We start from the raw sequence: 25,063 nt of genomic DNA, 5'->3' as shown, positions 1-25,063 counted from the left end.
AGGTCAGCCCAGCATCTCCTCGACGAGATCGGCGGCCCGGGCGGTGCCGCCCTCGGCCCGGACACCGGCACGCAGCCGTGCCGAGCGCCGGGCGACCTCGGGGTCGGCGACGAGTTCGGTGAGCGCGGTGCGCAGCGCCGGGGCGGTGGCGTCCGCCGTGTCGATGCGGCGGGCCACGCCCAGCTCCACCAGCCGGTCCGCGTTCATGAACTGCTCGGCGCCCTGCGGGACCGCGATCATGGGGACACCGGTGCACAGCCCCTCACTGCTGCCGCCCATCCCCGCGTGGGTGACGAACGCGTCGGCCTGCTCCAGGATCGACAGCTGGGGCACCCAGGAGTGCACCTCGACGTTGTCCGGGACGCGGCCCAGCTCGTCCGGGTCGACGTACTTCCCGATCTGGAGCACGACGTGCCAGCCCGCCAGGTCGCCGTACGCCTCCAGGCAGCGGCGGTAGAAGTCCGGCTGCCTGGTGTACGCCGACCCCAGGGAGATCAGCAGCACGTTCTCCGCACCGGACGGCCGGGTCCAGGCCTCCCGGTCCGTACGCGCACCGAAGCAGGGGCCGACGAACGACACCCGATGGGTGTCGACCCGGTCCGCGTGCGGCTGCATGGCCCTCGGGATCGTCGCCAGGGCCCTCGCGGGCCGGCCGGAGAAAGCGTCGACATCCGTGGTGGCCGCCCCGGACCCGGCGAGCCAGTGCGCGAACTTCGCCCGGTACGCGTCGGCACCGGGCAGCTCCCACAGGGCCGCCGCCATCTCCTCGGCGTAACCGTCCCAGGCCACGAAGGTCGGGGAGAGCTGGAGGACGGGCCGTCCCTGCGACTCCGCGAGGGCGCGCGCGGCGTAGGCGCCGATGTCGTACAGGTAGAGATCCGCCCGGTCCGTGCCGTAGGCGGCACGCAGCTGCGGCAGCGCCTGGACGGCGTCGTCGAGGAAGACGTCCATGGCGGCGATCGGGTCGGTGGGCCAGGTGTTGTCGGCGAACGGCAGGCTGGAGCCGTACGGGACGAACTCGGCTCCGGTGGCCTTGATCAGGTCCGCCACGGCGGGGTCGTTGGCATACGTCACCCGATGGCCACGGGCCACCAGCTCACGCATGATCTCGAGGCCGGGCAGGACGTGGCTGACGACCGGAACGCCGATCATCGCGATGTGGGTACGGCGACTGGACAAGCGGAATCACTCGTTTCAGGTCTACGGCGAGAAGGACACACCGGACCGGCGCGCCGCCACCCGGGGGCACAGCCTGCCGGGAAGCGCGCACGGGTGCGCGGCACGGGAACGGGGGCGCTGCCCCGGCCGGTGTCAGCCGTAGATCTGACAGGGATTCATGGGCGGCAGCCTACGCGCGCGTTCCGGGGCCCGCACGTGGTTTTCGAGTGCCGTACGGGTCCCGAAAACCGGAACGAGCCCGCCCCCTCGCACGAGGGGGCGGGCTCGCCGCTTTCCGGACCGGAGCGGGGATCCGCAGGTCAGCCGATCTCGGCGCCGAACGCCTCCAGTGCCTCGGGCACCGGCTGGAAGAACGTCTCGCCGCCGGCGGAGCAGTCGCCGCTGCCGCCCGAGGTCAGGCCGATCGCGGTGTCGCCCGAGAACAGCGAGCCGCCGCTGTCGCCCGGCTCGGCGCAGACCGTGGTCTGGATGAGGCCGTTGACGATGTCGCCGTTGCCGTAGTTCACGGTGGCGTCCAGGGCGGTGACCTCACCGTCGTGGACCTGGGTGGTGGAGCCGCTGCGGGTCACCGACATGCCTACCGTCGCGTCGCCCGCCTTGGTGATCGCCTGGGTGGAACCGTCGTAGAGGTCGACCTCGCTGGGGTGCTCCACGTCCGAGGTGTACTTGACCAGGCCGTAGTCGTTGTCCGGGAAGCTGGATCCCTCGTTGGCACCGATCTCCGAGCCGCCCTGCGAGTCGGACCAGCTGGTGATCGACTCGGTGCAGTGGCCGGCGGTGAGGAAGTACGGCTCGCCGCCCTTGACCACGTTGAAGCCCAGCGAGCAGCGGCCGCCGTTGCCCCAGATCGCGTCGCCGCCCGCGATGAGCGGCTTGAACTCCCCTGCGGTCTTCTTGAGTTCGGCCTTGGAGCCGAGCCCCTCGACCACCTTGCCGAGCTTGTCCCAGGCCGCTCCGTGGACCGTGCTGTCCGCTGTGACGACCACCTTGTTGCTGACCGGGTCGACAGCCCAGGAGGTGCCGGGGATGGTCGCCTTGTCGGTGAGGGTCTGCCGGGCGGTCGTCAGCTCGGCCAGCGTGTGCTGAACCAGTCTGGCCTTGCCTCCCGCCTGGCGGACCTGCTCGGCCGCGGCCTCGTCGACGACGTTCACGACGAGGTTCTTCGCCTCGGCGTCGTAGTACGAGCCCGCGGCGTCCCCGCCCAGGGACTTGCCCAGGGTCGCGGCGAGACTTCCGGCCGAGTGAGCGGTGAGGGTCTTCGCGCTGAACTGGGGTACGTCGTCACTGGCGTTCGCAGTCTGGAACGTCACGCCTGCTGCGACCAGGGCGAGTACGGCCGATCCGGCCAACGTCACGCGCTTCCTGGATATGCGTCGGTGCTTCAACTTCGACCTCCTGTGGGGCCGTGCACGGACAAGTGGGGTGTCCGGAACACGGAGGATGGGGCGCCCACTATTCCGATGCAGCCGATAGCACACAAGGTCGACTTCCGGACGCGCACACGACGACGACGCTTCACCCGCGAGGCGTTCACAACCCGGTCGTCCCACCACTTTGGTTCCGATTGCGAACACCCGGTGCAACGGACGATGGGCAACGGGTGAGGACTAGTCCTGTCCTGTAATCGCGCCTGGAGTCCGGATGTCGCGGAGAGCGTTCCTGAAGCCGAACACCACCCGAGTGCCTCAGGACGCCCCGAACACCACCGGCGCGTTCCGACAGGGAGTGCCGGTATCGCTTCCGATAGGTCATCATCGAACAGGCAGTACACGCCGGGTGGTTGACGCCCGGATCGGGTGGGGTGACCGAGCGGAGGAGCGGCGTGCGAAGTCGGGTGCGCGTGGCGGACGGACGGCATCTGCTGGTCGAGCGTCAGGGGGACCCCCGAGGCAGACCGGTGTTCCTCCTGCACGGCATGCCCGGCAGCCGGCTGGGCCCGGCTCCGCGCGGGATGGTCCTCTACCAGCGCAGGATGCAGCTGATCAGCTACGACCGGCCGGGATACGGCGGATCCGACCGGCTGCCGGGGCGCAGGGTGAAAGACGTCATCGAGGACGTACGGGCGATCGCCGACTCGCTCGGCCTGGAGCGGTTCGCGGTGGTCGGCCGCTCGGGCGGCGCCCCGCACGCACTGGCCTGCGCCGCCCTGATGCCGGACCGGGTCACCAGGAGCGCGGCCCTGGTCAGCCTGGCCCCCAGGGACGCCGAAGGACTCGACTGGTTCGACGGGATGGCGGCGTCGAACGTGCTCGCCTACTCCCGGGCCGTGGCGGATCCGGACGGGCTCGCGGAGTCCTTCATCAGCCGTTCGGCGGAGATCCGGCAGAACCCGGTACGGCTTCTGGACGACCTCCGCCGGGAACTGACGGACTCCGACCGGACCGTGGTCAACGACGCCGGGATCCGCACCATGCTGCTCGCCAACTTCCGCGAGGGGCTGCGCACGTCGGCGTACGGGTGGATCGACGACGCGCTCGCGTTCTGCAGGCCGTGGGGGTTCGACCCCGCGGACATCACGTGCCCGGTGATGCTGTGGCACGGCGTCAAGGACGTGTTCTCCCCCGTGGGCCACTCCCGCTGGCTGGCCGGACAGATCCCGGGCGCCACCGCCGTGCTGGAACCGGCGGCGGCCCACTTCGACGCGCTGTCCGTGCTTCCCGACATCCTCAACTGGCTGCTGGACGAACGGGAAGCAGCAGCCTGAGCCGCGAGGTGAGCGCTCCGGCCTGGAGCACCCACCCACCGGTTCACACCGACATCGGTTCCAGCTCACGCCAGAACCTGCGCTCGCTCCTCGCTATCCGGGTCAGCGGATGATCGTCCCCGAGCTGCCGTGCCAATTCGTCACCGGTCTCCGCCCGTACCCGGAGCGCCTCGTCCTTGCGTCCCAGGGCATCGAGTGTGACCGCAAGGTTGGACGCCATGGCCAGGGCCTCCGGATGGTGCGCCCCGAGAACCTCCCTGAGCTGCCCGGACACCCGCTGTTCGGTCTCCAGTACTATGCCCAGATCGCCGCCCTCCGCCGTCGCGTTGGCAAGGTTCATGACGGAGAAGAGAGTGTTCGGATGCTCCCGCCCGAACACCTCGCGCATCGAGGCGACCACCTTCGTCAGCAGCCTCTCAGCCTCTCCGGGCACTCCCGTCCCCGAGAGATAGACACCGAGGTTGTTCTGCGCGGCCAGGGTGTACGGATGCTGCTCCCCGGGCACCTTCATGTACTGGTCGACGACCTCGTGCGCGGCGTCCCGCGCCTCCGCCGGCTCCCCCGCGGCGAACAGGTCGGCCGCCATGTTCAGATCGCAGGCCAGTGATTCCGGGTTGGCCGCGGTGTACTTCGCCCGGTACCTGGCGCGTGTGGCCACCGTCAGTCTGCGGGCGTCCTCCAACTGCCCCGCCCTGCGCAGGGACACCGCCAGGCTCTTCGCGGCGCTCAGGGTGGTGGGATAGGTCCTGCCCAGGGTGGCTTTGAGGCTGTCGTAGGTGCGGCTCAGCAGGCCGACGGAGTCCTCGTACCTCCCGACCTCACGCAGGTCACGGGCCAGGTTCAGCGCGGAGGACAGGCTGTGCGGATGCTCTTGGCCGAGCACCTCCGACCGAAGGTCGTAGCAGTCCTGGTCGATCTCCCTGGCCCTGGCGTACTGCCCTACGCTCCGCAGGTTCAGTGCAAGGTTGTTGGCGGCCGCCAGGGTGCGGGCGTGCCTCTCGTGGAAGATCTGGTTGAAGCCGTCATGCGCTTGGGTCGCCAGCTCGATCGCACGCCCGTAGTCGCCGAGGAGGCCCAGGTCGATGGCGAGGCTGCTGGTGGTCATGTACGTGTGCGGATGTTCCGGCCCGAGCACCTCACGCTGCAGCGCAAGGGTGAACTCGTCGAGTTCCCGCGCCTCCACGTACCTGCCTCGGGTGCGCAGGATGTTGGAGAGGTGGAAGCAGAGGTACAGGTACTGGATGTCCCGCTCCCCCAGCATCTCCAGCCAGGTCTCCCGGAGTTCTTCGCCGAGACTGCCCGCGGTCCGGACGTCTCCTCGCTTCCACAGGTAGCGCACCCGGTCTATCAGGAGTCTGCGGGTTTCGTGGTCCCTGCAGTTGCGCGCGTCGGACGGACCGAGGTGAGGCCAGATCGCGGCGAAGCGCGGCCATGTCTCCGGGTTGTCGATCGGTTCGGTGTCATCGGGCCTGGCCCCGGCCAGGATGCGGTGGACGACATGCCGGGCCTCACTCTGCTCCTCCTCACTGAGCTGGGCCCTGATCACCGCCTGCACCAGGCGGTGCACCTGGATGGAGTTCGAGACCTGGTCGACCTTGGCGAGGGCGAAGCGGCCGATCTCCCGGATGACCCGGCCCAGTACCAGCTTCTCCTGGAGCGAGGCGTCGTACGGCTTCAGTGCCTCGATCATCTCCTTGCTGTAGAGCAGATTGGCGGAGATCGGCTCGGGCGCGAAGAACGCGCAGAGCTGGAGCAGCCTCACCGCGGCCGGTGAGCGCTCCTTGAGGCGTTCGATCGAGATGTTCCAGGTCGCCGCGACGGGCTGCGGATACCCGGCAGGCTGGTTCAGCGCGAGGACCTGGGGGGCCTGGCGGGCCAGCTGCTCCAGATAGGTGTCGATGGGGGTCGCGGTCTCCGCGATCCAGGCCGCGGCCTGCTCGACGGCGAGCGGCAGGTCACCGACGGCGGTCGCCACCTGCGCGGCGTCCTCGGCGCTCAGACCCGGAGCCCTTCGCTGCAGATGCTCGATCGACTCCTCCCGCAGAAAGACGTCGACGGGCAGCGCGTCACCGTGCTGGGACCATGCCTGGTTCCTGGAGGTCACCAGGATGTGCCCGGATCCGCCCTGCGGGAAGTACCGCCTCAGACGCTCCGGATCGTCGGCGTTGTCGAAGACGAGCAGCCAGCGGTCCGACGGAACACCCCGCCGCAGGAGGTCGACGGCCTCCTGCGAGGCCGCCGCCATGTCGTCTCCGCCCTGGGCACCGAGCCGTACGGCGAGCTCCGCAAGGCCCGCGATCACGTCGTCGGTCTGCTCGGACGAGATCCACCACACCAGGTCGTAGTCGGCCATGAAGCGGTGCACGTACTCCAGCGCAACCTGTGTCTTGCCGACGCCGCCGAGACCGTACAGCGTCTGCGGCTGGGGCAGCACGACGGCCATACCTCCGCCGAGCTGATCGCGCATCCGCTCGAGGACCAGGGAACGCCCTGTGAAGCCGGGGTTGCGAGGCGGTGCGTTCCAGATCCTCGGCACCGTGCCGGGGAACCGGGGCCCGGGCGCCACGCCGTCGCCTAGCTGCACCGGTCTGTCCAGAGCCCGCATCAGCGCGGTGGCCGCATGCACCTCGTCGAGCCGGAACAGGTCGACCGGGTTGCGGTCGATGTAGGGCGCCGACAGACGGACGTCGCTGATGCGCAGCGGAAGCAGCTGACGCCGCCCACCACCGGGGTCCTCGGACACCGCTCGGTCCCAGAGGTCCACGGCACGCTGGGACTTGAGGTAGGCGTTGGAGAGCAGCACGACCGTACGACTCGCGGTCTCGGCCGTCGGGTAGGAGCCGTCCGTGAGAGCGGGGTCGGCCGACACGTCACGCGGGACCACCCGGAATCCCGCCCGCGTGAGAACAGATTCGATCCAGTCGGCCCACATACGGTTCTCCGCCACATAGCTGAGGAAGAGATCGGCGGGCAGGGCAGGCCGGCGTCGGGTGAATGCGTCGCGGATACGCAGCCGGACCTCTTCGCCCACGGGGGGCATCGAGGTGATCTCCCTCTGGGTGACGACCGCGGTGAGGCGTTCGAAGGCGGAGAGGAGCGAGTTGCTGAGTCCCGCCTCGTCACCGAAGGTGGCGAGCGTCTCCTCGTACGCGTAGTAGGGCCGGTAGGGGATCTCCACGGCGCCCCAGTAGGCCGTGAGCTCGTCCCCCGAGAGGTCGCGGGGCAGCCGGTCGAACTTCAGCCTGGCCAGCGCGCGGCCGGCGTCCGCCTTCTCCTTCTCGCCCTCGTCGATGCGCATCGGGACGGGGAAGATGGAGATGGGCCGGCCGGTGTAGCGCTCCGCGATCTGCCGGGCGACGGAGGCCGCGCCGTCGATCGACTGGTCGCTCAGGGTGAAACAGTCGACCAGTACGTCCGGGAGGTGGACGGTGCAGATGTCGGCGATGTCGCTGAGACCCGTACGACTGTCGATGAGGACGTAGTCGTAGTTGGACTTCATGTCGTCCCGCAGGGCGTCGAAGAAATGCCCGCCGCCGAGCCGGTCGTAGAAGTTGTCCCAGTCGAAGGTGGAGACGGTGGCGGAGTACTCGCGGTTCTGCCGTCCCGCCGAGACGAAGTCGAGCGTGCCACCCCGCGGGAACTGCCAGCCCAGCGCTTCCGGATTGAGCGAGACGGCGTGCGGCTGGATGCGGGCGTAGTCGCGGTGCCAGTCGTCGGACCGCTGGGCGGGATTGGTCGCGGCCCATGCGTATTCCGTGATCAGGTCGATCACGCCGGTGGTGGCACCGAGCGTCGACGGATCGAGGAAGGGATGGAAGAACCGGTGGAGTCCGGGGGCTTCCAGGTCCCAGTCGACGGCCAGTACCCGCTTGCCGTTGGCAGCGAGGATCCAGGCGGTGTTGGCCAGGGCCATGGTGCGCCCCGTGCCGCCCTTGTACGAGTAGAAAGTGACGATGCGCCCGTCACGACCCGCTGTCATACGTCCTCCGCATCCGTCGCAAGGTCATGCATGTCAGGTATGAACCGGGTGCTGCCCATGGGCCCCATCAGCCGCGTCCGCTCGCTGTGCCGTCCGCCCGCCGGCGGATAGACCGTCGCATGCCTCAGATACTGCTGGGCGGCGGCCTCGACCACTTGCGGGAGGACCTGGCCGAACGCCTCCATGGTGGGCACCCCCTTGGCCGCGGCCCGGCAGAAGGCCCTCCCCTGCCGCATCTTGGTCGGCATCGTCTGTTCGAGCTTCTCGGTGAGTTCCGCCTCGGCTGCCCGGCTCTGGTGGTCGTCGCGGCACCAAGGCACCACCATGGTCACCCAAGGCCGGTTCTCCGCGTCGAACGCGGCGAGCCGGCGCCTGCGGTCCTCGTCCTGCAGGGCCCAGCGGTCGACGAGGAGAATCTCCGGGGTGCTGGGAGCTTGTTTGCCCTCGCGCTGCCCGGACTCCTCGTCGAACGAGGTGATGACAGCTTGGTAGTTGAGTGAGCGGACCAGTTCCTCCGCTACGTAGGCCAGTGGTCTCGCGGCAGCCGGATGGTAGGGGTTCCAGTCATGCGGATGGTCGCCGTAGTAGTCGGCGATACGCCCCTCGGGCAGATCGTGCCGAGTGGGCGCGGCAATGGTGATCTGCATCGGCCGGGGAGCGCCCACCCCGCTGCTCGGTGACCCGAAGGCGCTGGGTGCGAGGCGCCAGTCCAGGGGCCGTACGCTGTCGATCTGCACCGTGTCGGCGACGCTGACGATGCGTTTGGCCAGCTCGTAGACGGCCCGTTCGTATTCCTGGGCGAACAGCCGCAGCTTGATCAGCCCGTACAGCCCGTCACTGACGTAACGTTCCCCGAAATCACGGTGGTTGAACTGCAAGCGCTCAGCCGAACCCGGCAGTTGGCTGGGCGGTACCGGAACCCAGAGTGCCGGAACGATGGCTTCGGCGGACTGGTTCGACCGGGCCCGGTGATGAATGGCGCGCTGTTCGAAGGCGTACCACTCCTTTCCGCACATCTCGCTGGCGAAGTATCGCGGCGAGAACAGCGGGACGAAGACCCTGCAAGTGGCCAGTACGCTGCCCAGCCGTTCCGACCAGCCTTCGCCGGAGCGTATTTCCCGGTCCATGAAGCCGGCGGAAGCACCTGCCGGCAGGTCGGTCATGGCCATCACGTGGCCGCAGAGATCTTGGAAGAGCCGTTCGACCCACATATCCGGGTCCGTTCCACCGCCGTACCCCGGTGTATGCGCGTAGCTCAGAAAGAAGTACGGCCGATGGTCCGCCGCTCGCTGCTGCGTCGATGCGTGCACACGACCCCCGTCCTGTGTGAGCACCCGCATCCCAGGGCTATGGAGGGGGTGCGAGCGAATTCATCATTCCGGAGCGGACCTTCCTCCACCCCCACGGCGTTCGGTCATTCAACGCCGCTTTTCAGTCATCCATACCCAGGATTCATCGCGAACGTTCCAGGGCGTAACAATCTTGAGTCTATTCCGCCCACTTGTCCCGCGTCTGCTTCACCTCATTCCTGAGTACGGAAATGATCCGCCGTCCTGCGAGCGTGGGCTCGGCGGCCGAGTCCATCATGTCGAGTGCCTCTTCGACTCCGCCCATGTAACAGGGGTCAAGCGTCGCGAGCGCCACCCGTTCATGGGTCTCGGCCAACAGCCGGGAGAACGGAACAACCCCGTCCTGCCAGAGCGGGTGATACACCCAGGCGCCGTCCGCCGCGTAGAGATCCGTGACCTCCAGCAGTGCACGCAATGTGGTCCGCCGAAAACCGCCAAGAAGTTCGAGTGCCAGTCGTTTCGCGTCGTTCGCCGATGTCAGACCGATGGCCCCGTATCCGTGCCGGCGCTCGGTGTGTCGTCCCGTGGCGAGGGGAGTCAGCGTCGTCAGGCTGCCGGCCACCACTCGGGCGTGTGACGGCGCTTCCCTCTCCAGCAGTGCCCACGCCTCGGCAAGCCCGGCTTCCCACTCGTCCGCGTCGGCGGGACCCAGCCGGGACGAGGCGGGGGCAGCGAAGCAGTCCCGGTACGGGTCGAGATCGTCCAGGGCGAAGGGGGGCACGCCGCCCTGGCCGAGGTGGCGCACTGGCTTCCAGCCCGGGGTGTCCTCCCCGTGACGAACGCACCATTCCCCGGCACCGTCGTCACGCCGGATCACAACGACGCCCTCACCCGTCCTCAGCTGAACCGTGCCGTGCTCCCCCGCCCCGCCCAGTCGCAGTTCTCCGAGCGTGGGGAGGTGAAGCAGCCCGTCCCGGTAGTCGGCCCCCGCGTCCAGTTCGAGGCCCGAACGCACGGCGGCAGCGGCTGCACAGGCACGCAGGCGCAGCGCCTCGTCCACCGCATCGGCCCGTCCGGCGTGCAGCCCTTCCAGCGTCTCCAGGAGCCAGGTCCGCGTGTACGGGTGCGACAGCACGTGATCGAGCCCTGCGGCACCCTGTTCGGACGACTCGAGTACGCCTGCCAGCTGCCAGGCCTCCTCCCACCGCGCGCCACCACGGCCGTCGAGGTCCGCATGAAGCCTGGCGAGCAGGGTGCGGGTCAGGTCCTGCTGGGCATATGTGAGTTCCGCGTGATCCGTCACGGAAGGCGGCACCTCGGCACGCGCCTCGATACCGCGCACCAACGCCTCCAGATCGCGGCAGTACACGGACGGGTTGTCGAAACCGTCAGCCGAGCTGAACCGATGCGTGTACAGGCCTCCACCGCACGAACGTACGACGGGGCAGTCACGACACGTCCCACTGACCCCGGCCAGACCGAGCTGCCGCGCACGGACGCCTGGATGCGCGGCTACATCGTCGAAGGAGTGGGCGAACACGTTGAATCCGGTGGCCGCCGCGCCCTCGTAGGCGCTCTTGAGTGAATCGACCTGTTCCAGCTGGCCGTCCGTTTCGACGACCACGAGATCGGTGGGCGCGAGCCCCAGCGACTCGGTCAAACTGGGGCCACCGCCCAGGGTGGACAGGACCGAGGAGAAGAGACGTACGGGCACCGGGCTGCCGAGGTCCCGCCAGCGGTCATGAACCTTGAGGAGCCACTCGGCGTAGGCCGTCTCCGACCCGTTCGGGCGCGGAGGGGGGTCGTCCCACGTGGCATGCGGGAGCAGGAAGTCGATGAGGGGCGGATCGAGCTCCACCAAGGCGTCCAGGACCGTGTGGGGGTCGTTCTCGATGTCGATCGTGCACAGCAACCCGAGATCGAGGTGGCGGTATCGCTCCTGTCGGAGCAACTCCACGGCCTTGAGTACGAGAGGGTGACTGGTGCGCCCGTTCGCGAAGCGGCGGTGCCGGTCGTTGGCCGCCCGGTCACCGTCGAGGGAGATACCGACCTTCACATCGAACTCGTCGAAGAGATCGAGATACCGGGGGCTGAGCTGGACGCCGTTGGTGTGGATCCTGAGGTCCAGCTCAGCGATACCGTTCAAGGCCGCTGTCAGCTCCTCGCAGACGCGGCGCAGGCGTGCCGGGCCGGCCAGGAGCGGCTCGCCTCCGTGCAGGATCACTGACATCGAATCGAGCGCATGCGCCGAAGCATGCTCGGCCAGTCTTCGGGCTGTCCATGAAATGGCTTCGTCAGAGATTGTCTTCGGGCGGGTACGCCAGCTCTGATCTGCATGTTCATAGATATAACAATGGTCACACGCGAGATCACAACGGCTGTGTACCTTCAGAACGATCTCGCGGAAGGGGACCAGGGGTCCTGTCATTCCCCCAGTCTAGCCACGTCGGCACTCTTCTCAGAGGGCCGAACTGAAGGTCGAAGTCTGCAGGGGGCGACCGGTCGAGATGCCGAATACCCGACCGAGCTTCCTGGAGGCATCGGTGCTCCGGGCGTCGATCTCGGTGAGAGGAACACGGCTCTTCTTCGCAATGGCGAAGGAGGGGGAGGTTTCGTAGGTCTTCACGGCCGTCCTTGATGGATTGTTTCCGGACACTGGATCACTACCGGCACCTGCATATGCACAGTGTCCGGCGGCATGACTTTACTCCCAACCCAGCCCTCCGCACACTTCGGCGTGACACGAAATCTACTGTTCACACGCATTACGGCATCCGGATATCCGGCAGGGATTGACCCACCCGGGTGACAACGGAACGGGCGGATCGGGGCTGACGTCCCCTCGAAAACCGATCCCTCACCCCTTGGACTCCGCCGATGAACAGGAAAATGGTCTCGGCAGGGAGTAGGTTCCCGGCAAATTGCGGTCCACCCAAGCGGCCGGGACGGCAAGTTCAGGACATTTCGCACGACAGCTCTGGGCTCACCCCTCGTCAGCCCTGCACCCCGTCGACGCACCGGCGCGCACGGGCGCCACCCCGGGCACGGCCCGGTCGAACGTCAGTCGAGCGGAGCCTGGGCAACAGCCCTCGCGCCCTTCATGCAGTCCCCGATGCGCTCGTGGCTGTCGCCTACGACGTCGGTCACCCGCACACGCACGTACAGCGACTCGACGGTCTCGACGAACCGCTTGGAAAACGCGCCCACCAGGACCGTCTCGTAGCTTCCGGTGCCTACCAAGGGGAACCCCTGCCCGAACTTCACGAGTTGGAAGTCCTCGGCGACCGTCAGGCCGGCCCCGGTCAGTTCGGCCACGGCGTCGTCGATGTCGACCCACCGGCCGTCGGCGGAGTCACCTTGCCCTGCCAGGACTACTCGGCAGTCCCAGGACTCGATCGCCGCGATGTGCTGCCCACCGTTGAGTATGCCGACCCGCCACGCCTGCACATCGCCCTTGAGGTCCCCCTTGGCCCACACCGCCCGCCAGCCCAGGTAGGGCCGCACGGTGCGGGCGTACTGAGCCCGGGCCAGGACGGCCCCGGCCGCGACGGCCAGGAGGCTTCCCAGCGCTTCCATGTCGACGAGCTGAAGGCGCCACGGCCATTCCGTCCGGGCATCGCCTGTGACGTTGGCGCGGACCGACTCCCAGACCAGCACGGCCATGAGGAGTCCGAGCAGTACCAGTGGCGTGGTGAACAACAAAGGGCTTCGGCGGACCCTGCGTTGTGCGTCGGAGAACGACTCGCTGTTGCCCTGCCCCGCCTCGGTCACAATCTCTCCCCCCGCCGAGAGGGCGGCCCCCGACCCGGCACCCAGGTGACTCGCCCGCGCATGATTTCAGCAGTCAGACTTTCCCACAGAGAGTCGGATCACACGAGGACACCCCGACGGGACCGGCGGGAACCTGCCACTTCTGAGGCGCCATTGCAGTCTCCGGGGCGCGACTCTACTCTCGTGGCCTCGGCAGCGCTTCGCGCACATTCCCTGAGCCCCGGGACAGCACACCCGAGCCGGAGACGGCCGAGCGGCCCGGACGGGCATACCCACAACTGCAGACGGGGTGACATGACGGCGATTCCCGGACCACTACAGTCGATGGTCTTCCGGAGCGAGGACCTGCCCGAACTCTTCCACCACACCGACGCCGTCGCCGTCGCACGCCAGCGCGAGGCGGTCAACACCACCCGGGGTCAGCTGGCCCTGCTCGTCCTCGGCACCCTGCCCGCGGCCCTCCCCTGGCACGCCGAGATCGGCTCGGGCATCCAACTCCTGGATGGTATAGCGGTGTTGGCCTATCTCGGTGTCCTGATCGCGACGTATCTCGCCTCCCGGCGCAAAGCAAAGTCGCACTGGCAACTCAACCGCTCCGCCGCCGAGTTCATCAAGTCCAACTGCTGGCGCTACGCGGTCCACGGCTCCCCCTTCGACTCCTCCGTCCGGCATCCCGAGGCGGTGTTCGCCAGCCGGCTCGAGGAGGGGCTCCAGGAGTTACGGAAGGTCGGGTGGAACGATCCGAGGGAGGAGATGGCCGACTCCGGCGGCGTTCTCATCACGGCGTCCATGCGGGAGTTACGCGAGAAGGCGTTCACCGTACGCAAGGAGACCTACGTCCGGGACCGGCTGATAGAGCAGCGGCGGTGGTACCGCAGGCGCATGCTGGTCTCGCGCCGGGGGGCGCTCGTGTGGTCCAGCACCATCGCGGCGCTGACGCTCCCGGCCCTGGTCCTCGCCGTGCTGCGGACCTTCGGCGGTGCCGGGTCGTTCGCGCTCACGGGGACGTTCTCCGCCGCGGCGGCCGCCTGTCTCGCCTGGAACGAGACGCGCCGTCATCATCCGCTGGTGACCGCGCACTCCCTGGTCGAGGAGGACCTGGAGAACATGCAGGCCGCGATGGAGACCACCCTCACCGAGCGCCAGTGGGCGGCCGCCGTCTTCGAGACCGAACGGATCGTCTCCCCCGAGCACACCGACTGGCTGGTCAGGCACCGGATGTGAGGACGGTCGGCCTCAGCCGCGCTCCACGCCCTCGCGCCAGATGACGGTGACCGGCCGGCCGAGGCTGCGGGCGTACGTCACGATGTCGCCGGTGCCCCCCAGGCCCCGTGCGGGCAGGCCGTCCCAGACCGCGAGCAGACGGTCGCAGTGGTCGGCGATGTAGGCCCCCGCCGCGTAGTAGGCCTCGTCCGTGGAGTGCGGGTAGTCCAGCCGGATCTCGCGGGCCGCTCGCGCCTTGAGGGCCCGGTAGCGCGCGAGGTCAGCCTCGTCGGCGAAGCCGGCCTCGTAGTCCCCGCTGGGGATGACCACGGTCAGCTCGGCGCCGTGCGCCAGGGCCAGGTCCGCGAAGAGCTGGTCGGCCCCGACCGCCAGGCTGGAGAGCGCCTCCAGGGATCCCTCGTGTCCGCACAGTGCCGCCCTCAGCTCCTCCAGCACGTGCGTGTGCACCTCCTGGGGGATGGAGCGGTGACCGGTCACTCCGATGCGTTTCACGGACCTGGAACCCCCTGGTGTCTGCGGGGGTCCCGGAGGGCGTCGTCCCTCCGGACCGGTACAGCGTCCGCCCCCGTGGTACCTCTGCGACCGACCGTACCGACATCCTCTCAAAAGCCGCGGGTCGAACGGGAGCCCCCGCCGTGGATCGGTGGGGGCTCACGGGAGTGCGTCGGTGCCCGCCGGGTCAGAACACGCTGACGCCGTACGCGTTCAGCGCCTCGGTGACCGGCTGGAAGAAGGTCGTCCCTCCGGAGGTGCAGTTGCCGCTGCCGCCCGAGGTGAGACCGATCGCCCGGGTGCCTGAGTAGAGGGGACCGCCCGAGTCGCCGGGTTCGGCGCACACGTTGGTGCGGACCATGCCGTAGACGATGTCGCCGCCGCCGTAGTTGACGGTGGCGTTGAGGCCGGTGACGGTGCCGCTGTGGAGGCCGGTGGTGGAGCCCCGCCGGGTGACGGACATGCCGATGGTGGCGTCGGCGGCGCCGGTGATGTCCTGGCTGCCGACCGTGCCGGGCTTGGCGACGGTGGCGTCGGTGTAGCGGACGATGCCGTAGTCGTCGACGGGGAAGCTGGATCCGGCGGTGGTGCCGAGGACCGTGGTGTGGGCCGCGTCGGCCCACCAGGTGTCGGCGCCCTCGGTGCAGTGACCGGCCGTCAGGAAGTAGTAGGTGGTGCCGCTGCGGACGTTGAAGCCGAGGGAGCAGCGCCAGCCGGAGGCGTAGACGGGGTCGCCGCCCGAGATCAGTTTGCTGAGGGTTCCGGGGGTACGTTCGATCCGCAGGGCGCCCGCGTCGGCTCCGGCGGCCTTCCTGATCTTCTTGATCTCCGTCTGCGAGACGGTGCTGTCGACGGTGACGAGGAGCCGCCCGGTCGCCGGGTCGGCGTTCCAGGCCGTGCCGGCGACATCGGCTCGGAGCACCGCCGCTCCCGCGGCGGTGAGCTGACTCGTGCTGTAGGTCCCGGACTGGTCGGCGTCGGCCGCGGGGACGGCGAGGGCGGCGACGGCCACGAAGCCTGCGGCGACGGCTGTGATCCGGCCGCGTCTCGTGATGCCGCCGTTGCGGGGGGTGCTGCGCTTGATCCTCACTTCTCGTTCCTCCCGAGGGGAATCGGGGGCCCGCCCGTGGGGTGGCCGGACCCGTGAGGCGCGGTCAGGGGCGCGAGCGCGCTCCGGAGGACATGCGGATTCCGGAGGTGTCGCGCTCCTGACGGGCGCTGATCGGGAGTATCGAGGGGTGCCGATATGCCATGCAAGGGTGTGTTTTCGGCCGTATCGGCACACACCGAGGCCGGCCTCGGCAGCCCTGGGGCTGCCGGGGCCGGTGGGGTCGGCCTTCTCGTCCCGGGTGGGACGGATCAGCCGTCGATGCGGTTCCGCTCCCCCGCGGGCACGGCCACGGTGAGGGTGTTGCCGGGGGGCGGGAAGGGGCAGATGAAGTGGTCGGCGAAGGCGCACGGCGGCAGCAGCGCGCGGTTGAAGTCGACCCGCACCCGTCCGTCCCCGTCGGGTGCCGGGGGCCGCAGGAAGCGGAAGCGGTAACTGCTCTTCCCGCTGGTGGCGTCGGCGAAGACGGCCCAGAGCGAGCCGTCGGGCTCGACCGCCACCTGAAGGGTGTGCTCGGCGCCGTCCACGGTGAAGGCGATCTCGCCGGACAGTCCCAGCCCCCGCTCGCGCCCGTCGGCGTTCTCGACACGGACGGTCCGGTCGGAGTCGTAGGGGCGGAAGGTCCCGTCCAGCGACCACTTCGGGTCGTACGGGGTGGCGTCGACGGTCCGGAACGCCTGGCGCGTGGGCGACTGCGGGTCGAAGTCCCTTACCGCCCAGAGGCCTTCACGGCTCAGTACGACCAGTCGGCGATCGCCCTGAGCCACCCTGGACGCGTCGACGGGGCCCCGGTCGGCGCCCAGGCGGACCTCTCCGTCCAGTGGTTCGGCGTCGACGGTCAGCCCGTCCTCGGGGGTGGCGACGAGCACCACCTCGTCCCCGTCCTCCCGCCACAGCCCGGGTACGGCCGGAATTCGCCCCTCCGGATGGTCCGCGAGCCAGTGGGTGCCGGTGAGGGAGAGCGGGCCGTGCGGCGCGGCCACGGCGACGATCCGTCCCTCGTGCCAGCGCTGCCAGTCGTGGAACTCCTCGCTGTCCTGCTGTGCGTCCGTGCTCATGCGGTCAACCTTTCCATACCGGCTCGGTCAGTCCGAGGTGCGACCTCAGCGTGGAGCCGGCGTATTCCGAGCGGAATGATCCGCGTTCCTGGAGGAGCGGAACGACCAGGTCGACGAAGTCGTCGAGTCCGCCCGGGGTGAGATGCGGTACGAGGATGAAGCCGTCGGCCGCGTCGTCGGCGACGAACTTCTCCAGTTCCGCGGCGACCGTCTCCGGGGAGCCGATGAAGGACTGCCGCGCCGTCGACTCGATGACGGTCTGGCGGATGGACAGCCCCTTGGCCTCGGAGAGTTCCCGCCACCTCGCCGCCACGGCCAGCGGGTCCGCGACCCGGACCCTGCCCTGGACCAGGCTCGATCCGGGGTCGGGGTCGACCGACGGGAGCGGTCCGTCGGGGTCGTAGGAGGAGAGGTCGCGTCCCCAGACCTGTTCGAGGGCGAGGATCGCGTTCTGCGGGGAGACCTGCTGCCGGCGGATCGCGGCGGCGTTGCGCTGTGCCTCCTCGTCGGTCCCGCCCAGGACGACGGTGACCCCGGGCATGATCTTCAGGTCCGCCGGCTGCCTGCCGTACGTCGCGAGGCGCGCCTTGACGTCGGCGTAGAAGGCCCGGCCCGCCTCCAGGGTGCCGTGCCGGGTGAAGACGACGTCGGCGGTGGAGGCCGCGAACTCGCGGCCCTCGTCGGAGTCCCCCGCCTGGATGACGACGGGGTGGCCCTGGGGCGGGCGGGGGACGGTGAACTCCCCTGAGATCTCGAAGTGCTGTCCGGAGTGCGCGAAGGGACGGGAGGTGCCGTCGGGCGTCCAGGAGTCCCACAGCTCACGTGCGGTGGAGACGAACTCGGCCGCGCGGGTGTACCGGTCGGCACGGTCGAGGTAGCCGCCGCGGCGGAAGTTCTCGCCGGTGAAGGCGTCCGACGAGGTCACCACGTTCCACGCGGCGCGGCCCTCGCTGAGATGGTCGAGCGTGGCGAGACGGCGGGCGAGTTCGTACGGCTCGTTGAAGGTCGCGTTGACCGTGGCGGCGAGCCCGAGACGTTCGGTGACGGCCGCCAGGGCGTTGAGGACGGTGAGGGATTCGGGTCGGCCGACCACGTCGAGGTCGTGGATGCGGCCGTTGTGCTCGCGCAGCCGCAGCCCTTCCGCGAGGAAGAAGAAGTCGAACTTCCCCCGCTCGGCGGTCCTGGCCAGGTGTTCGAAGGAGGTGAAGTCGATCTGGCTCCGCGAGCGGGGATCGGCCCACACGGTGGTGCTGTTGACGCCCGGGAAGTGGGCGGCGAGGTGCATCTGCTTCATGAGGTCGCCCCTGAGGTGCTCGCGCGCGTGTAGCGGTTGGCGGGGCGGCCGAGGCCGAGGTGCTCGCGGAGCGTGCCGCCCGGGTAGAAGGTGCGGAACAGACTGCGGTGCTGCAACAGGGCCACGGTCCCGTTGACGATCCTCTCCAGGTCACGCTCCGGTGTGATGGGGATGAGGTGGAAGCCGTCCACCGCCCCGCCCCGGTGCCAGCGGGCGATGAGCTCGGCGAGGTCCACCGGGCCGCCCCGGAAGTAGGTCCCCCGCCCGGCGTGCTGCGGGCCGGTCCCGAGTCCGGGCTCGGGGGTGGTCTCGGCGTCCCCGAGGTCGACGGTGAGTGCGGCCAGCACCCTGAGGCTGTCCGGGGCGCGGCCGTGGGCCGCGGCGGCGCGGCGCAGCTCGTCGCGGAGCGCGGCGGCCTGTTCGGGGGAGGCGGCGCGTACGTAGGCGACGTCGGCGTACCGTGCGGCGGGCTCGCGGGCCGGGCCGCTCGTGGCGTCGATGACGGTGACGGGCCGGCCCTGCGGCGGGCGCGGCACGATGGCCGGGCCCCGGACGGAGAAGGTGCTGCCCTCGAAGTCGACGTAGTGCAGTTTGTCGCGGTCGATGAAGCGGCCGGTGGCCACGTCCCGGATCTCCGCGCCGTCCTCCCAGCTGTCCCACAGCCGTGCTCCGGCGTCGGCTGCCTCCCCCGCCTCCTGCCACAGCGCGGAGGCGGGAGCGGCGGGGCGCCGGCCGAACAGCCGGGCCTCGGCCTCGGTCGTCGACACGTCGGCGTGCCAGCCGGCCCGGCCCTTGCTGACCCAGTCGAGGGTGGCGACGGCGGAGGAGACGTGGAAGGGCTCGGTGTGGGTGGTGGTGACGGTCGGCACGAGGCCGATCCGGGTGGTGGCGGGGGCGACGCGGGCGAGCACGGCGAGCGCGTCGGGGCCGGGGCGTGCGAAGGAGTCGTTCAGGGTGACGAAGTCGAGCGCCCCTCCTTCGGCGAGCCGGGCCAGCGCGACGTGGGAGCCGGCGTCGTAGCGTGGCGGGCCGCCGATCTCGGCGGCGAGGTGAAGTGGCCTGGTGGCGGACATGCGGGACCTCTCGGGGTCAGTTCTCGGTCTTGGGGAGGCCGGGCGGGTTGATCTCCGACTTCTCGACGGCCTCGTTGGACAGGCCCCAGCGCTCGAGCACCTCGGCGTACGAGCCGTCCTGGATGATGTGGTCGATCGCGGCGCCGTACGCCCTCACCAGGCCGCTGTCCTTCTTCGTGGTGGCGGCGATCTTTCCCTGGACGCCGTCACCGGCGCCGGAGAGCGTGCCGATGATCTCGGACTGTCCGGCGGAGGCCACGTGGTAGTTGGCCGAGGGGCTCGGGCCCAGATAGGCGTCGATGCGGCCCGACTGGAGGGCGAGGTAGTAGTCGGTGTCCTTCTGGAAGTACTTGATGTCCACCGGCTCACGCCCGGCCTCGACGTTCTCCTCGCTCCAGTCGACGAGGATCTTCTCCTGGTTGGTGCCGGAGGCGACCGAGATCGTCTTGCCCGCCACGTCGGCGGGTCCCTCGACCTTCCAGCCGGATCCCTTCCTGGCCTCGAAGGCGATGTTGTCGAGCCGGTACGTCGCGAAGTCGTACTTCTCCTTGCGCTCCTCGGTGACGGTGACGTTGGAGAGGACCCCGTCGAACTTGGAGCTGTCGAGGCCGACGAAGAGGTTCTCCCAGGAGACCTGCTCGAACCGCGGCTTCAGTCCCAGGGTGTCGGCGATCAGGGTGGCGAGGTCGATCTCGCTCCCGATCCGGGTCCGGTCGTCGGTCGCGTAGAAGCCGAGGGGTGGCGAGGCGTCGGCGCTCGCTCCCAGCCGGAGCGTGCCTCGTTCGCGTACGGCGGCGGGGACCTGGGCGGCGATGGCGTCCACCTTCTTGCCTCTGATCCGGTTCTGGTCGGGGCCGATGTTGATGCCCGTGTCCTTCCGGCCCTCGGGACGGATCACGTCCTCGGTGCCGTCGGCGGTGCCGCACGCCGTGAGCAGCCCCGCGGCGGTGAGGGTGGCGAGGACTGCGGTGAGGGTGCGTCGGCCGGACATGTGGCTGCTCCTTGGCTGCGGGGACATGGTTCAGAGGACCTTGGAGAGGAAGGCGCGGGTGCGCTCCTGGGCAGGGCGGTCGAGTACGTCGGCGGGCGGCCCCTGTTCGACGATCCGTCCCTCGTCCATGAAGACGACGGTGTCGGCGACCTCGCGGGCGAAGCCGATCTCGTGCGTGACGACGATCATCGTGGTGCCGGCGTGGGCCAGGTCCTTGATGACGTCGAGGACCTCGCCGACGAGCTCGGGGTCGAGCGCCGACGTCGGCTCGTCGAAGAGCAGCAGCTTCGGTTCCAGGGCGAGGGCGCGGGCGATCGCGACGCGCTGCTGCTGGCCTCCGGAGAGCTGCTTGGGGTAGGACCCCGCCTTGTCCGCGAGCCCGACGCGGGCCAGGAGTCTCTCCGCCGAGGCGACGGCGTCCTTGCGGGGACGGCCGAGGGCGGCGACCGGGGCCTCGATGATGTTCTCCAGCACGGTGAGGTGCGGGAAGAGGTTGAAGTTCTGGAAGACGAACCCGATCCGGGTGCGCTGGCGCAGGACCTCGCGTTCGCGCAGTTCGTACAGCTTGTTGCCGGACCTCCGGTAGCCCACCAGGGTGCCGTCGACGCTGATCCAGCCCTGGTCGACCTTCTCCAGGTGGTTGACGGTGCGCAGCAGCGTGGACTTCCCCGATCCCGACGGGCCGAGGACGACGGTCACCTCCCCGGCGCGTACGGAGAGGTCGATGCCGCGGAGCACCTCGACGGCACCGAAGCTCTTGTGCACGGAGCGGATCTCGACCATGGCCGGGGCCCCGGTCGCTTCTTCGGTGGGTGCGCTCATCGCACGGCCCCCTTGGCGTAGTGACGTTCGACGTAGTGCTGGAGGACGGAGAGCACGGTGGTGAGGAGGATGTACCAGGCGGTGGCCACCATGAGCAGGGGCACCACCCGGCCGTTGCGTCCGTAGACGACCTGGACCTGGTAGAAGAGTTCGCCGATCGCCATCACGGAGACGATCGAGGTGCCCTTGAAGAGGGAGATGATCTCGTTGGCGGCGTTCGGCAGGATGGAGCGCATGGCCTGCGGGAGCACGATGCGCCGCAGCTGCCTCAGCCGTGGGATGCCGAGCGCGGCGGCCGCTTCCAGCTGGCCGCCGTCCACGGCCAGGACGCCGCCCCGCACGATCTCGGCCGCGTACGCCGCCTGGTGCAGGGCGAGTCCGAGGACGGCGGCGCTCATCGCGCCGACGAGGTTCATCGTGTCGAAGGAGACGAATCCGGGCCCGAACGGGATGCCGAACTGGAGCTCCTTGTAGAGGTAGGCGAGGTTGAACCAGAACAGCAGCTGGACGATGAGCGGGATCGAGCGGAACGCCCAGATGTAGGCGTACGAGACCGCCCTGAGGAACGGGCTGTCGGACAGCCGCATGAACGCCAGGACGATGCCGAGCGCGAAGCCGGTGACCGTGCCGTAGAACGTCAGCTGCAGGGTGACCCAGACGGCGTGGAGGATGGTCTCGGTGGTGACGAAGCGGGCGAAGACGTCCCATTCCCAGCCCGGGTTGGTGATCAGGCCGTTCAGGAACTGGGCGAGCAGCACGGCGGTGGCCGCGACGGCCACCCAGCGCCAGGGGTGGCGTACGGGGACGACTTCCAGGGCCACGTGGTCGTCGGCGGCATGTCTCCCGGCGATGTCGGGCACGGCGGGCGGACGGACGGGTGGATCGCTGGTCAGCGACATGGGGTGGTTCCTTCTGCGGCAGGGGAAAGGTAGGGGGGCCGCGCTCACGCGGTGAGGTGGTCCCGACAGGAGTGGTCGCGCAGGAAGGCGAGCGCCGTCCGGGCGGTGGCGTCGTTCTGCCGGAACGCCGGGCCGCCGGTGCGCGGCCGGGTGAAGGCCCCGCCGGACCGCGCGGTGGTGTACGGGCCGAGGGCGAAGCGTCGCGGGTGGGGGCGGCCCTCGCGGTCCAGGATCCGGCCGTCGGCGGGGTCGACCGAGAGCAGCCCCGTGCCCGTGACGGCCGCGCCCTCCTCGTGGAGGGCGCTCAGCAGCGCGCTGCGGGTCGTGCGCAGCGAGGGGTCGGGCAGCCGGGCCTCGACCAGGGCACGGGCCTCGGTGTACGCACCGGGCACGGTGGTGCCGCGGGCGCGGAAGACGCCCTGTTCCTCGTCGGTCTCCACGGTCATGTCCGCGCCCAGGAAGCGGACGACGCCGGCCTCGGAGAGGGCGATGAGCTGGCGCAGCCTGGGGCCGGGAGGCCCGGAGGCGAGGTAGCTGAAGAAGCCGTGCCAGTGCTCGCCGGTGTCGCCGAGGCCGGTCAACTGCGCGTAGACGGAGAGGAGTCCGAGGAACACGGCCAGGTCGGGACTGTGCCCGGGGTCGTGCCTGCGCTCCAGGTCGGCGGTGACGTGGGCGCGCAGTGCGTCCTGCAGCGCGTCGTACGAGTCGTGGCGCACCCCGTCGAGGGGGTGGTCGAGGGCGGCGAGGTCGAGCCGGTCGGCGGGGTCGGGGACGGCCGAGGCGACGAGGGCGGCGAGTTCGGCGCTGCCGGGCTCCGCGACGGCGTACTTCTCCTCGAAGTCCCCCCGGTCCATGGCGGTGCGCTCGGGGTGCGCGGTGAACAGCCGGTGGTAGTGGGCGTGGCCCAGCTCCTTGGCGACCAGCGGCCACACGTCGCGCCGGAAGTCGACGGGACCGGGGCGGCCGGCGAGCTCCGCCACCTGGTCGGCGCCGAAGTGGTGCGGCAGCGGTGGGCGTTCGCCCCGCAGGGTGTAGCCGATCTTGGACCGGTACGGGACGCCCCGTCTGGAGCCGACGTACAGGACGGGCTCCCGGCCGGAGGGGACGTAGGCCCCGTTCTCGTACCGTCCGCCGCGTCCCTCGGTGAGCAGCACCATCAGGTCGACGAAGGCGAGGCCGAAGCCCCGCACGAGGACGGGCTCCCCCGGGGGGAGGGCGGAGAGGTCGGTGTCGGCGGTGAAGTCGGGAGGGAGGTGGACGAGTCCGTGGCGGTCGGCGAAGGCGGACAGCTCCCGCTGTCCGGCGTCCGGTTCGGCGTCGAGGTGCCCGACGGTGAGGACGACGAGGTCGGCGTTGAGCGGCTCGGCGCGTCCCTCGATCCGGACCTGCTGCGGGCCGCCGCGGGGTCCGGACACCCGCAGCGCGCGGCCGGTGTGCGCGTGGACGGTGATGCCGGGCGGGAGCGCGGCGACCGCCCGCTCGTAGACCCACCGCAGGTAGACGCTCTGCAGCCGTCGGCTGGGGAAGTCCTGGGCGCCGAGGGCGTGTATCTCCCGCAGGACCGCGGGGCCGGCGTCGACGGCGGTCCGCCCCTCGCGCACGTCGTCGGCCCAGGTGTGCAGGGCGGGGCCCGGGCGGACGGGGCCGTCCATCAGCACGGAGTCGTCGGTGAACATGGTGACGTCCTCGGCCATGGAGTTCATCCACAGCAGCGGGGACTGGTCCTGCCGCCAGATCCGGCCGCCGCCGGGCGGGTACGGGTCGACGAGGTGGATGTCCAGGGGGAGGCCGCCGTACAGCTCGGCGGCGTTGGCGGCTATGCGCTCGATGATCCCGGTGCCGCGCGGTCCGCCGCCGATGACGACGAGCGCCGGTGCGCCGGTCATCGGGTGCCCGCCGTGCCGCGTGCGTAGTGGCGTTCGACGTAGTACTGGCCGAGGGAGAGCAGGGAGGTGACGGCCACGTACCAGAGGGTGGCGACCAGCAGGAGGGGGATGACCTCGTAGGTGCGGTGGTAGACGAGCTGCACGGAGTACAGCAGGTCCTGCACGGCGATGATGCTGACGATCGAGGTGCCTTTCAGGGTCCCGATCAGCATGTTCCCCGCGGGCGGGACGATGGAGCGCATGGCCTGCGGCAACACGATCCGCCGGAGCCGGCGCCAGGGACCGAGGCCGAGCGACTGGGCGGCCTCCAGCTGGCCGCGTTCGACGGAGAGGATGCCGCCGCGGACCACTTCGGCGGCGTACGCGGCCTCGTGGAGCGTGAGTCCTATGACGGCGACGGTGACCGGGCCGAGCAGGTTGACGGTGCTGATGCCCAGGATCTGCGGGTAGAGGGCGCCGATGTTGAACCAGAAGAGCAGCTGGACCAGGATCGGGGTGGACCGGAACAGCCAGATGTAGCCCCAGCTCACGGCCTGGAGCACGCGGTTGCCGGAGAGCCTGAGGACCGCGAGCAGGGTGCCGAGGGCGAAGCCCAGCACCATGACGAGGCCGGTGAGCCAGAGGGTGAGGCCGAGGCCCCGGAGCACGGAGTCGGTCGTGAGGTAGGCGCCGACGACGTCCCACTGGAAGGCGTCGTTGCGTACGACGGAGACCAGGGCGCCAGCGAGGAGGAGCAGGACGAGGACAGCGGCCGCCCACCGGCCGGTTCGGCGTACGGGGACGATGCGCGGGGCGCTCTCCCCGGCATGTGCGTCCGGCGGGGCGGGAAGTGACGGGGCATGGGTTTCTGTCTGCGCGGACATGCGAAGGCTCCGTGGATGCAGAGATCGAACACGGGGCGTGCCTTCGACGCGTGACACAACGTGGACCGGGCCCCTCAGCGCCGGTCCGCCTCCGAGAAAAGCGTCACCCGGTGCCGTTGTCAAGCTTGTCCACAGTGTGAGCCGTACGTCTCACCTCGGTTGACGCGCAACCGGATGCCTGTTCCACTTGGGCCATGCATCCGCAGCTGTGGCTGGTCACCCGCTCCCACATCGACTTCGGTCGTGTGTGGTCCTGTTCCTGTTGAGCTGACCCCCCTGCGTCGTCGTTCCTCCCGCTCGCGCCTCGGGCGCTCGAGCGGACTTCCCCGCGTTCCTTCGCGCACACAACCTCGCTCCGCCCTCCCCTCGTACCGCTGATCTCCCGCCCCGACGCTCCGTGCCGCCCAGGCACCGGAGCGCGGTCGACGAAC

19 protein-coding genes are annotated in these 25,063 nt (G+C 69.8%); 2 read left to right on the top strand and 17 right to left on the bottom strand.

The genetic code is table 11. From position 1 onward, the window contains the following. Positions 1-3 precede the first annotated feature (3 nt). Positions 4-1,152: a macrolide family glycosyltransferase gene (locus tag IA22_RS0123845; RefSeq protein ID WP_030124785.1), complete on the bottom strand. Its 1,149-nt coding sequence runs from the start codon at positions 1,150-1,152 to the stop codon at positions 4-6. A gap of 326 nt (positions 1,153-1,478) precedes the next feature. After that, a complete protein-coding gene (locus IA22_RS0123840; RefSeq protein WP_030124784.1) occupies positions 1,479-2,564 on the bottom strand; it encodes a S1 family peptidase in 1,086 nt (361 codons plus the stop codon). 437 nt (positions 2,565-3,001) lie between these two features. Between IA22_RS0123840 and IA22_RS0123835 the strand changes: the two genes are divergently transcribed. Beyond that, a complete protein-coding gene (locus IA22_RS0123835) occupies positions 3,002-3,883 on the top strand; it encodes an alpha/beta fold hydrolase (protein ID WP_030124783.1) in 882 nt (293 codons plus the stop codon). Between the two features lie 43 nt (positions 3,884-3,926). On the opposite strand, the gene fxsT is transcribed toward IA22_RS0123835, so the two are convergent. The 5 genes from fxsT to IA22_RS0123810 form a co-directional block, all read right to left on the bottom strand. Further along, positions 3,927-7,862, bottom strand: coding sequence for an FxSxx-COOH system tetratricopeptide repeat protein (gene fxsT, locus IA22_RS0123830; protein ID WP_030124782.1), 3,936 nt, complete (start codon positions 7,860-7,862; stop codon positions 3,927-3,929). Continuing rightward, on the bottom strand, positions 7,859-9,202 hold the full coding sequence (gene fsxC / locus IA22_RS0123825; RefSeq protein WP_157840934.1) for an FxsC protein: 1,344 nt from the start codon (positions 9,200-9,202) through the stop codon (positions 7,859-7,861). The genes fxsT and fsxC overlap by 4 nt, the downstream gene beginning before the upstream one ends. 148 nt (positions 9,203-9,350) lie before the next feature. Further along, the gene (gene fxsBH, locus IA22_RS0123820) at positions 9,351-11,579 is read right to left on the bottom strand and encodes a radical SAM/SPASM protein FxsBH, inactivated beta-hydroxylase extension form (protein WP_030124780.1); all 2,229 of its coding nucleotides are present in this window, start codon (positions 11,577-11,579) and stop codon (positions 9,351-9,353) included. Positions 11,580-11,609: 30 nt separating this feature from the next. Continuing rightward, positions 11,610-11,777: an FxSxx-COOH cyclophane-containing RiPP peptide gene (gene fxsA / locus IA22_RS34930; protein WP_014157097.1), complete on the bottom strand. Its 168-nt coding sequence runs from the start codon at positions 11,775-11,777 to the stop codon at positions 11,610-11,612. A gap of 434 nt (positions 11,778-12,211) precedes the next feature. Further along, positions 12,212-12,922 carry a hypothetical protein gene (locus tag IA22_RS0123810; RefSeq protein WP_030124779.1) on the bottom strand — a complete coding sequence of 237 codons (711 nt, stop codon included), beginning with the start codon at positions 12,920-12,922 and terminating at the stop codon, positions 12,212-12,214. A gap of 324 nt (positions 12,923-13,246) precedes the next feature. On the opposite strand from IA22_RS0123810, the gene IA22_RS0123805 reads away from it, so the two are divergent. Next, complete coding sequence (locus IA22_RS0123805; RefSeq protein WP_245229597.1) at positions 13,247-14,146, top strand: DUF4231 domain-containing protein; 900 nt, start codon at positions 13,247-13,249, stop codon at positions 14,144-14,146. 12 nt (positions 14,147-14,158) lie between these two features. Here IA22_RS0123805 and IA22_RS0123800 read toward each other — a convergent pair whose 3' ends face one another. The 10 genes from IA22_RS0123800 to IA22_RS0123755 form a co-directional block, all read right to left on the bottom strand. After that, entirely contained in the window at positions 14,159-14,638 is a 480-nt protein-coding gene (locus tag IA22_RS0123800; RefSeq protein WP_014157094.1) for a hypothetical protein, read from the bottom strand. Positions 14,639-14,825: 187 nt separating this feature from the next. Next, entirely contained in the window at positions 14,826-15,728 is a 903-nt protein-coding gene (locus IA22_RS0123795; protein ID WP_030124777.1) for a S1 family peptidase, read from the bottom strand. A gap of 269 nt (positions 15,729-15,997) precedes the next feature. Next, the gene (locus IA22_RS0123790) at positions 15,998-16,804 is read right to left on the bottom strand and encodes a DUF1684 domain-containing protein (protein ID WP_030124776.1); all 807 of its coding nucleotides are present in this window, start codon (positions 16,802-16,804) and stop codon (positions 15,998-16,000) included. A 4-nt stretch (positions 16,805-16,808) separates the two neighbouring features. Further along, positions 16,809-18,098: an NtaA/DmoA family FMN-dependent monooxygenase gene (locus IA22_RS0123785; protein ID WP_014157091.1), complete on the bottom strand. Its 1,290-nt coding sequence runs from the start codon at positions 18,096-18,098 to the stop codon at positions 16,809-16,811. After that, complete coding sequence (locus tag IA22_RS0123780) at positions 18,095-19,171, bottom strand: LLM class flavin-dependent oxidoreductase (RefSeq protein ID WP_030124775.1); 1,077 nt, start codon at positions 19,169-19,171, stop codon at positions 18,095-18,097. The genes IA22_RS0123785 and IA22_RS0123780 overlap by 4 nt, the downstream gene beginning before the upstream one ends. 16 nt (positions 19,172-19,187) lie before the next feature. Then, positions 19,188-20,162, bottom strand: coding sequence for an ABC transporter substrate-binding protein (locus tag IA22_RS0123775; protein WP_030124774.1), 975 nt, complete (start codon positions 20,160-20,162; stop codon positions 19,188-19,190). Between the two features lie 30 nt (positions 20,163-20,192). Next, positions 20,193-20,945, bottom strand: a complete 753-nt coding sequence (locus IA22_RS0123770) for an amino acid ABC transporter ATP-binding protein (protein WP_030124773.1) — start codon at positions 20,943-20,945, stop codon at positions 20,193-20,195. A gap of 35 nt (positions 20,946-20,980) precedes the next feature. Then, positions 20,981-21,883: an amino acid ABC transporter permease gene (locus IA22_RS0123765; RefSeq protein ID WP_030124772.1), complete on the bottom strand. Its 903-nt coding sequence runs from the start codon at positions 21,881-21,883 to the stop codon at positions 20,981-20,983. A gap of 44 nt (positions 21,884-21,927) precedes the next feature. Next, a complete protein-coding gene (locus IA22_RS0123760) occupies positions 21,928-23,769 on the bottom strand; it encodes an FAD/NAD(P)-binding protein (RefSeq protein WP_030124771.1) in 1,842 nt (613 codons plus the stop codon). After that, positions 23,766-24,632, bottom strand: coding sequence for an amino acid ABC transporter permease (locus IA22_RS0123755; protein ID WP_030124770.1), 867 nt, complete (start codon positions 24,630-24,632; stop codon positions 23,766-23,768). Before IA22_RS0123755 ends, IA22_RS0123760 begins: the two co-directional genes overlap by 4 nt. Between the last annotated feature and the right edge of the window lie 431 nt (positions 24,633-25,063).

Origin of the sequence: Kitasatospora papulosa (assembly GCF_000717245.1) — a bacterium.
Classification (GTDB): Bacteria; Actinomycetota; Actinomycetes; order Streptomycetales; family Streptomycetaceae; genus Streptomyces; species Streptomyces papulosus.
This window is presented reverse-complemented; position numbering and strand designations above follow the sequence as displayed.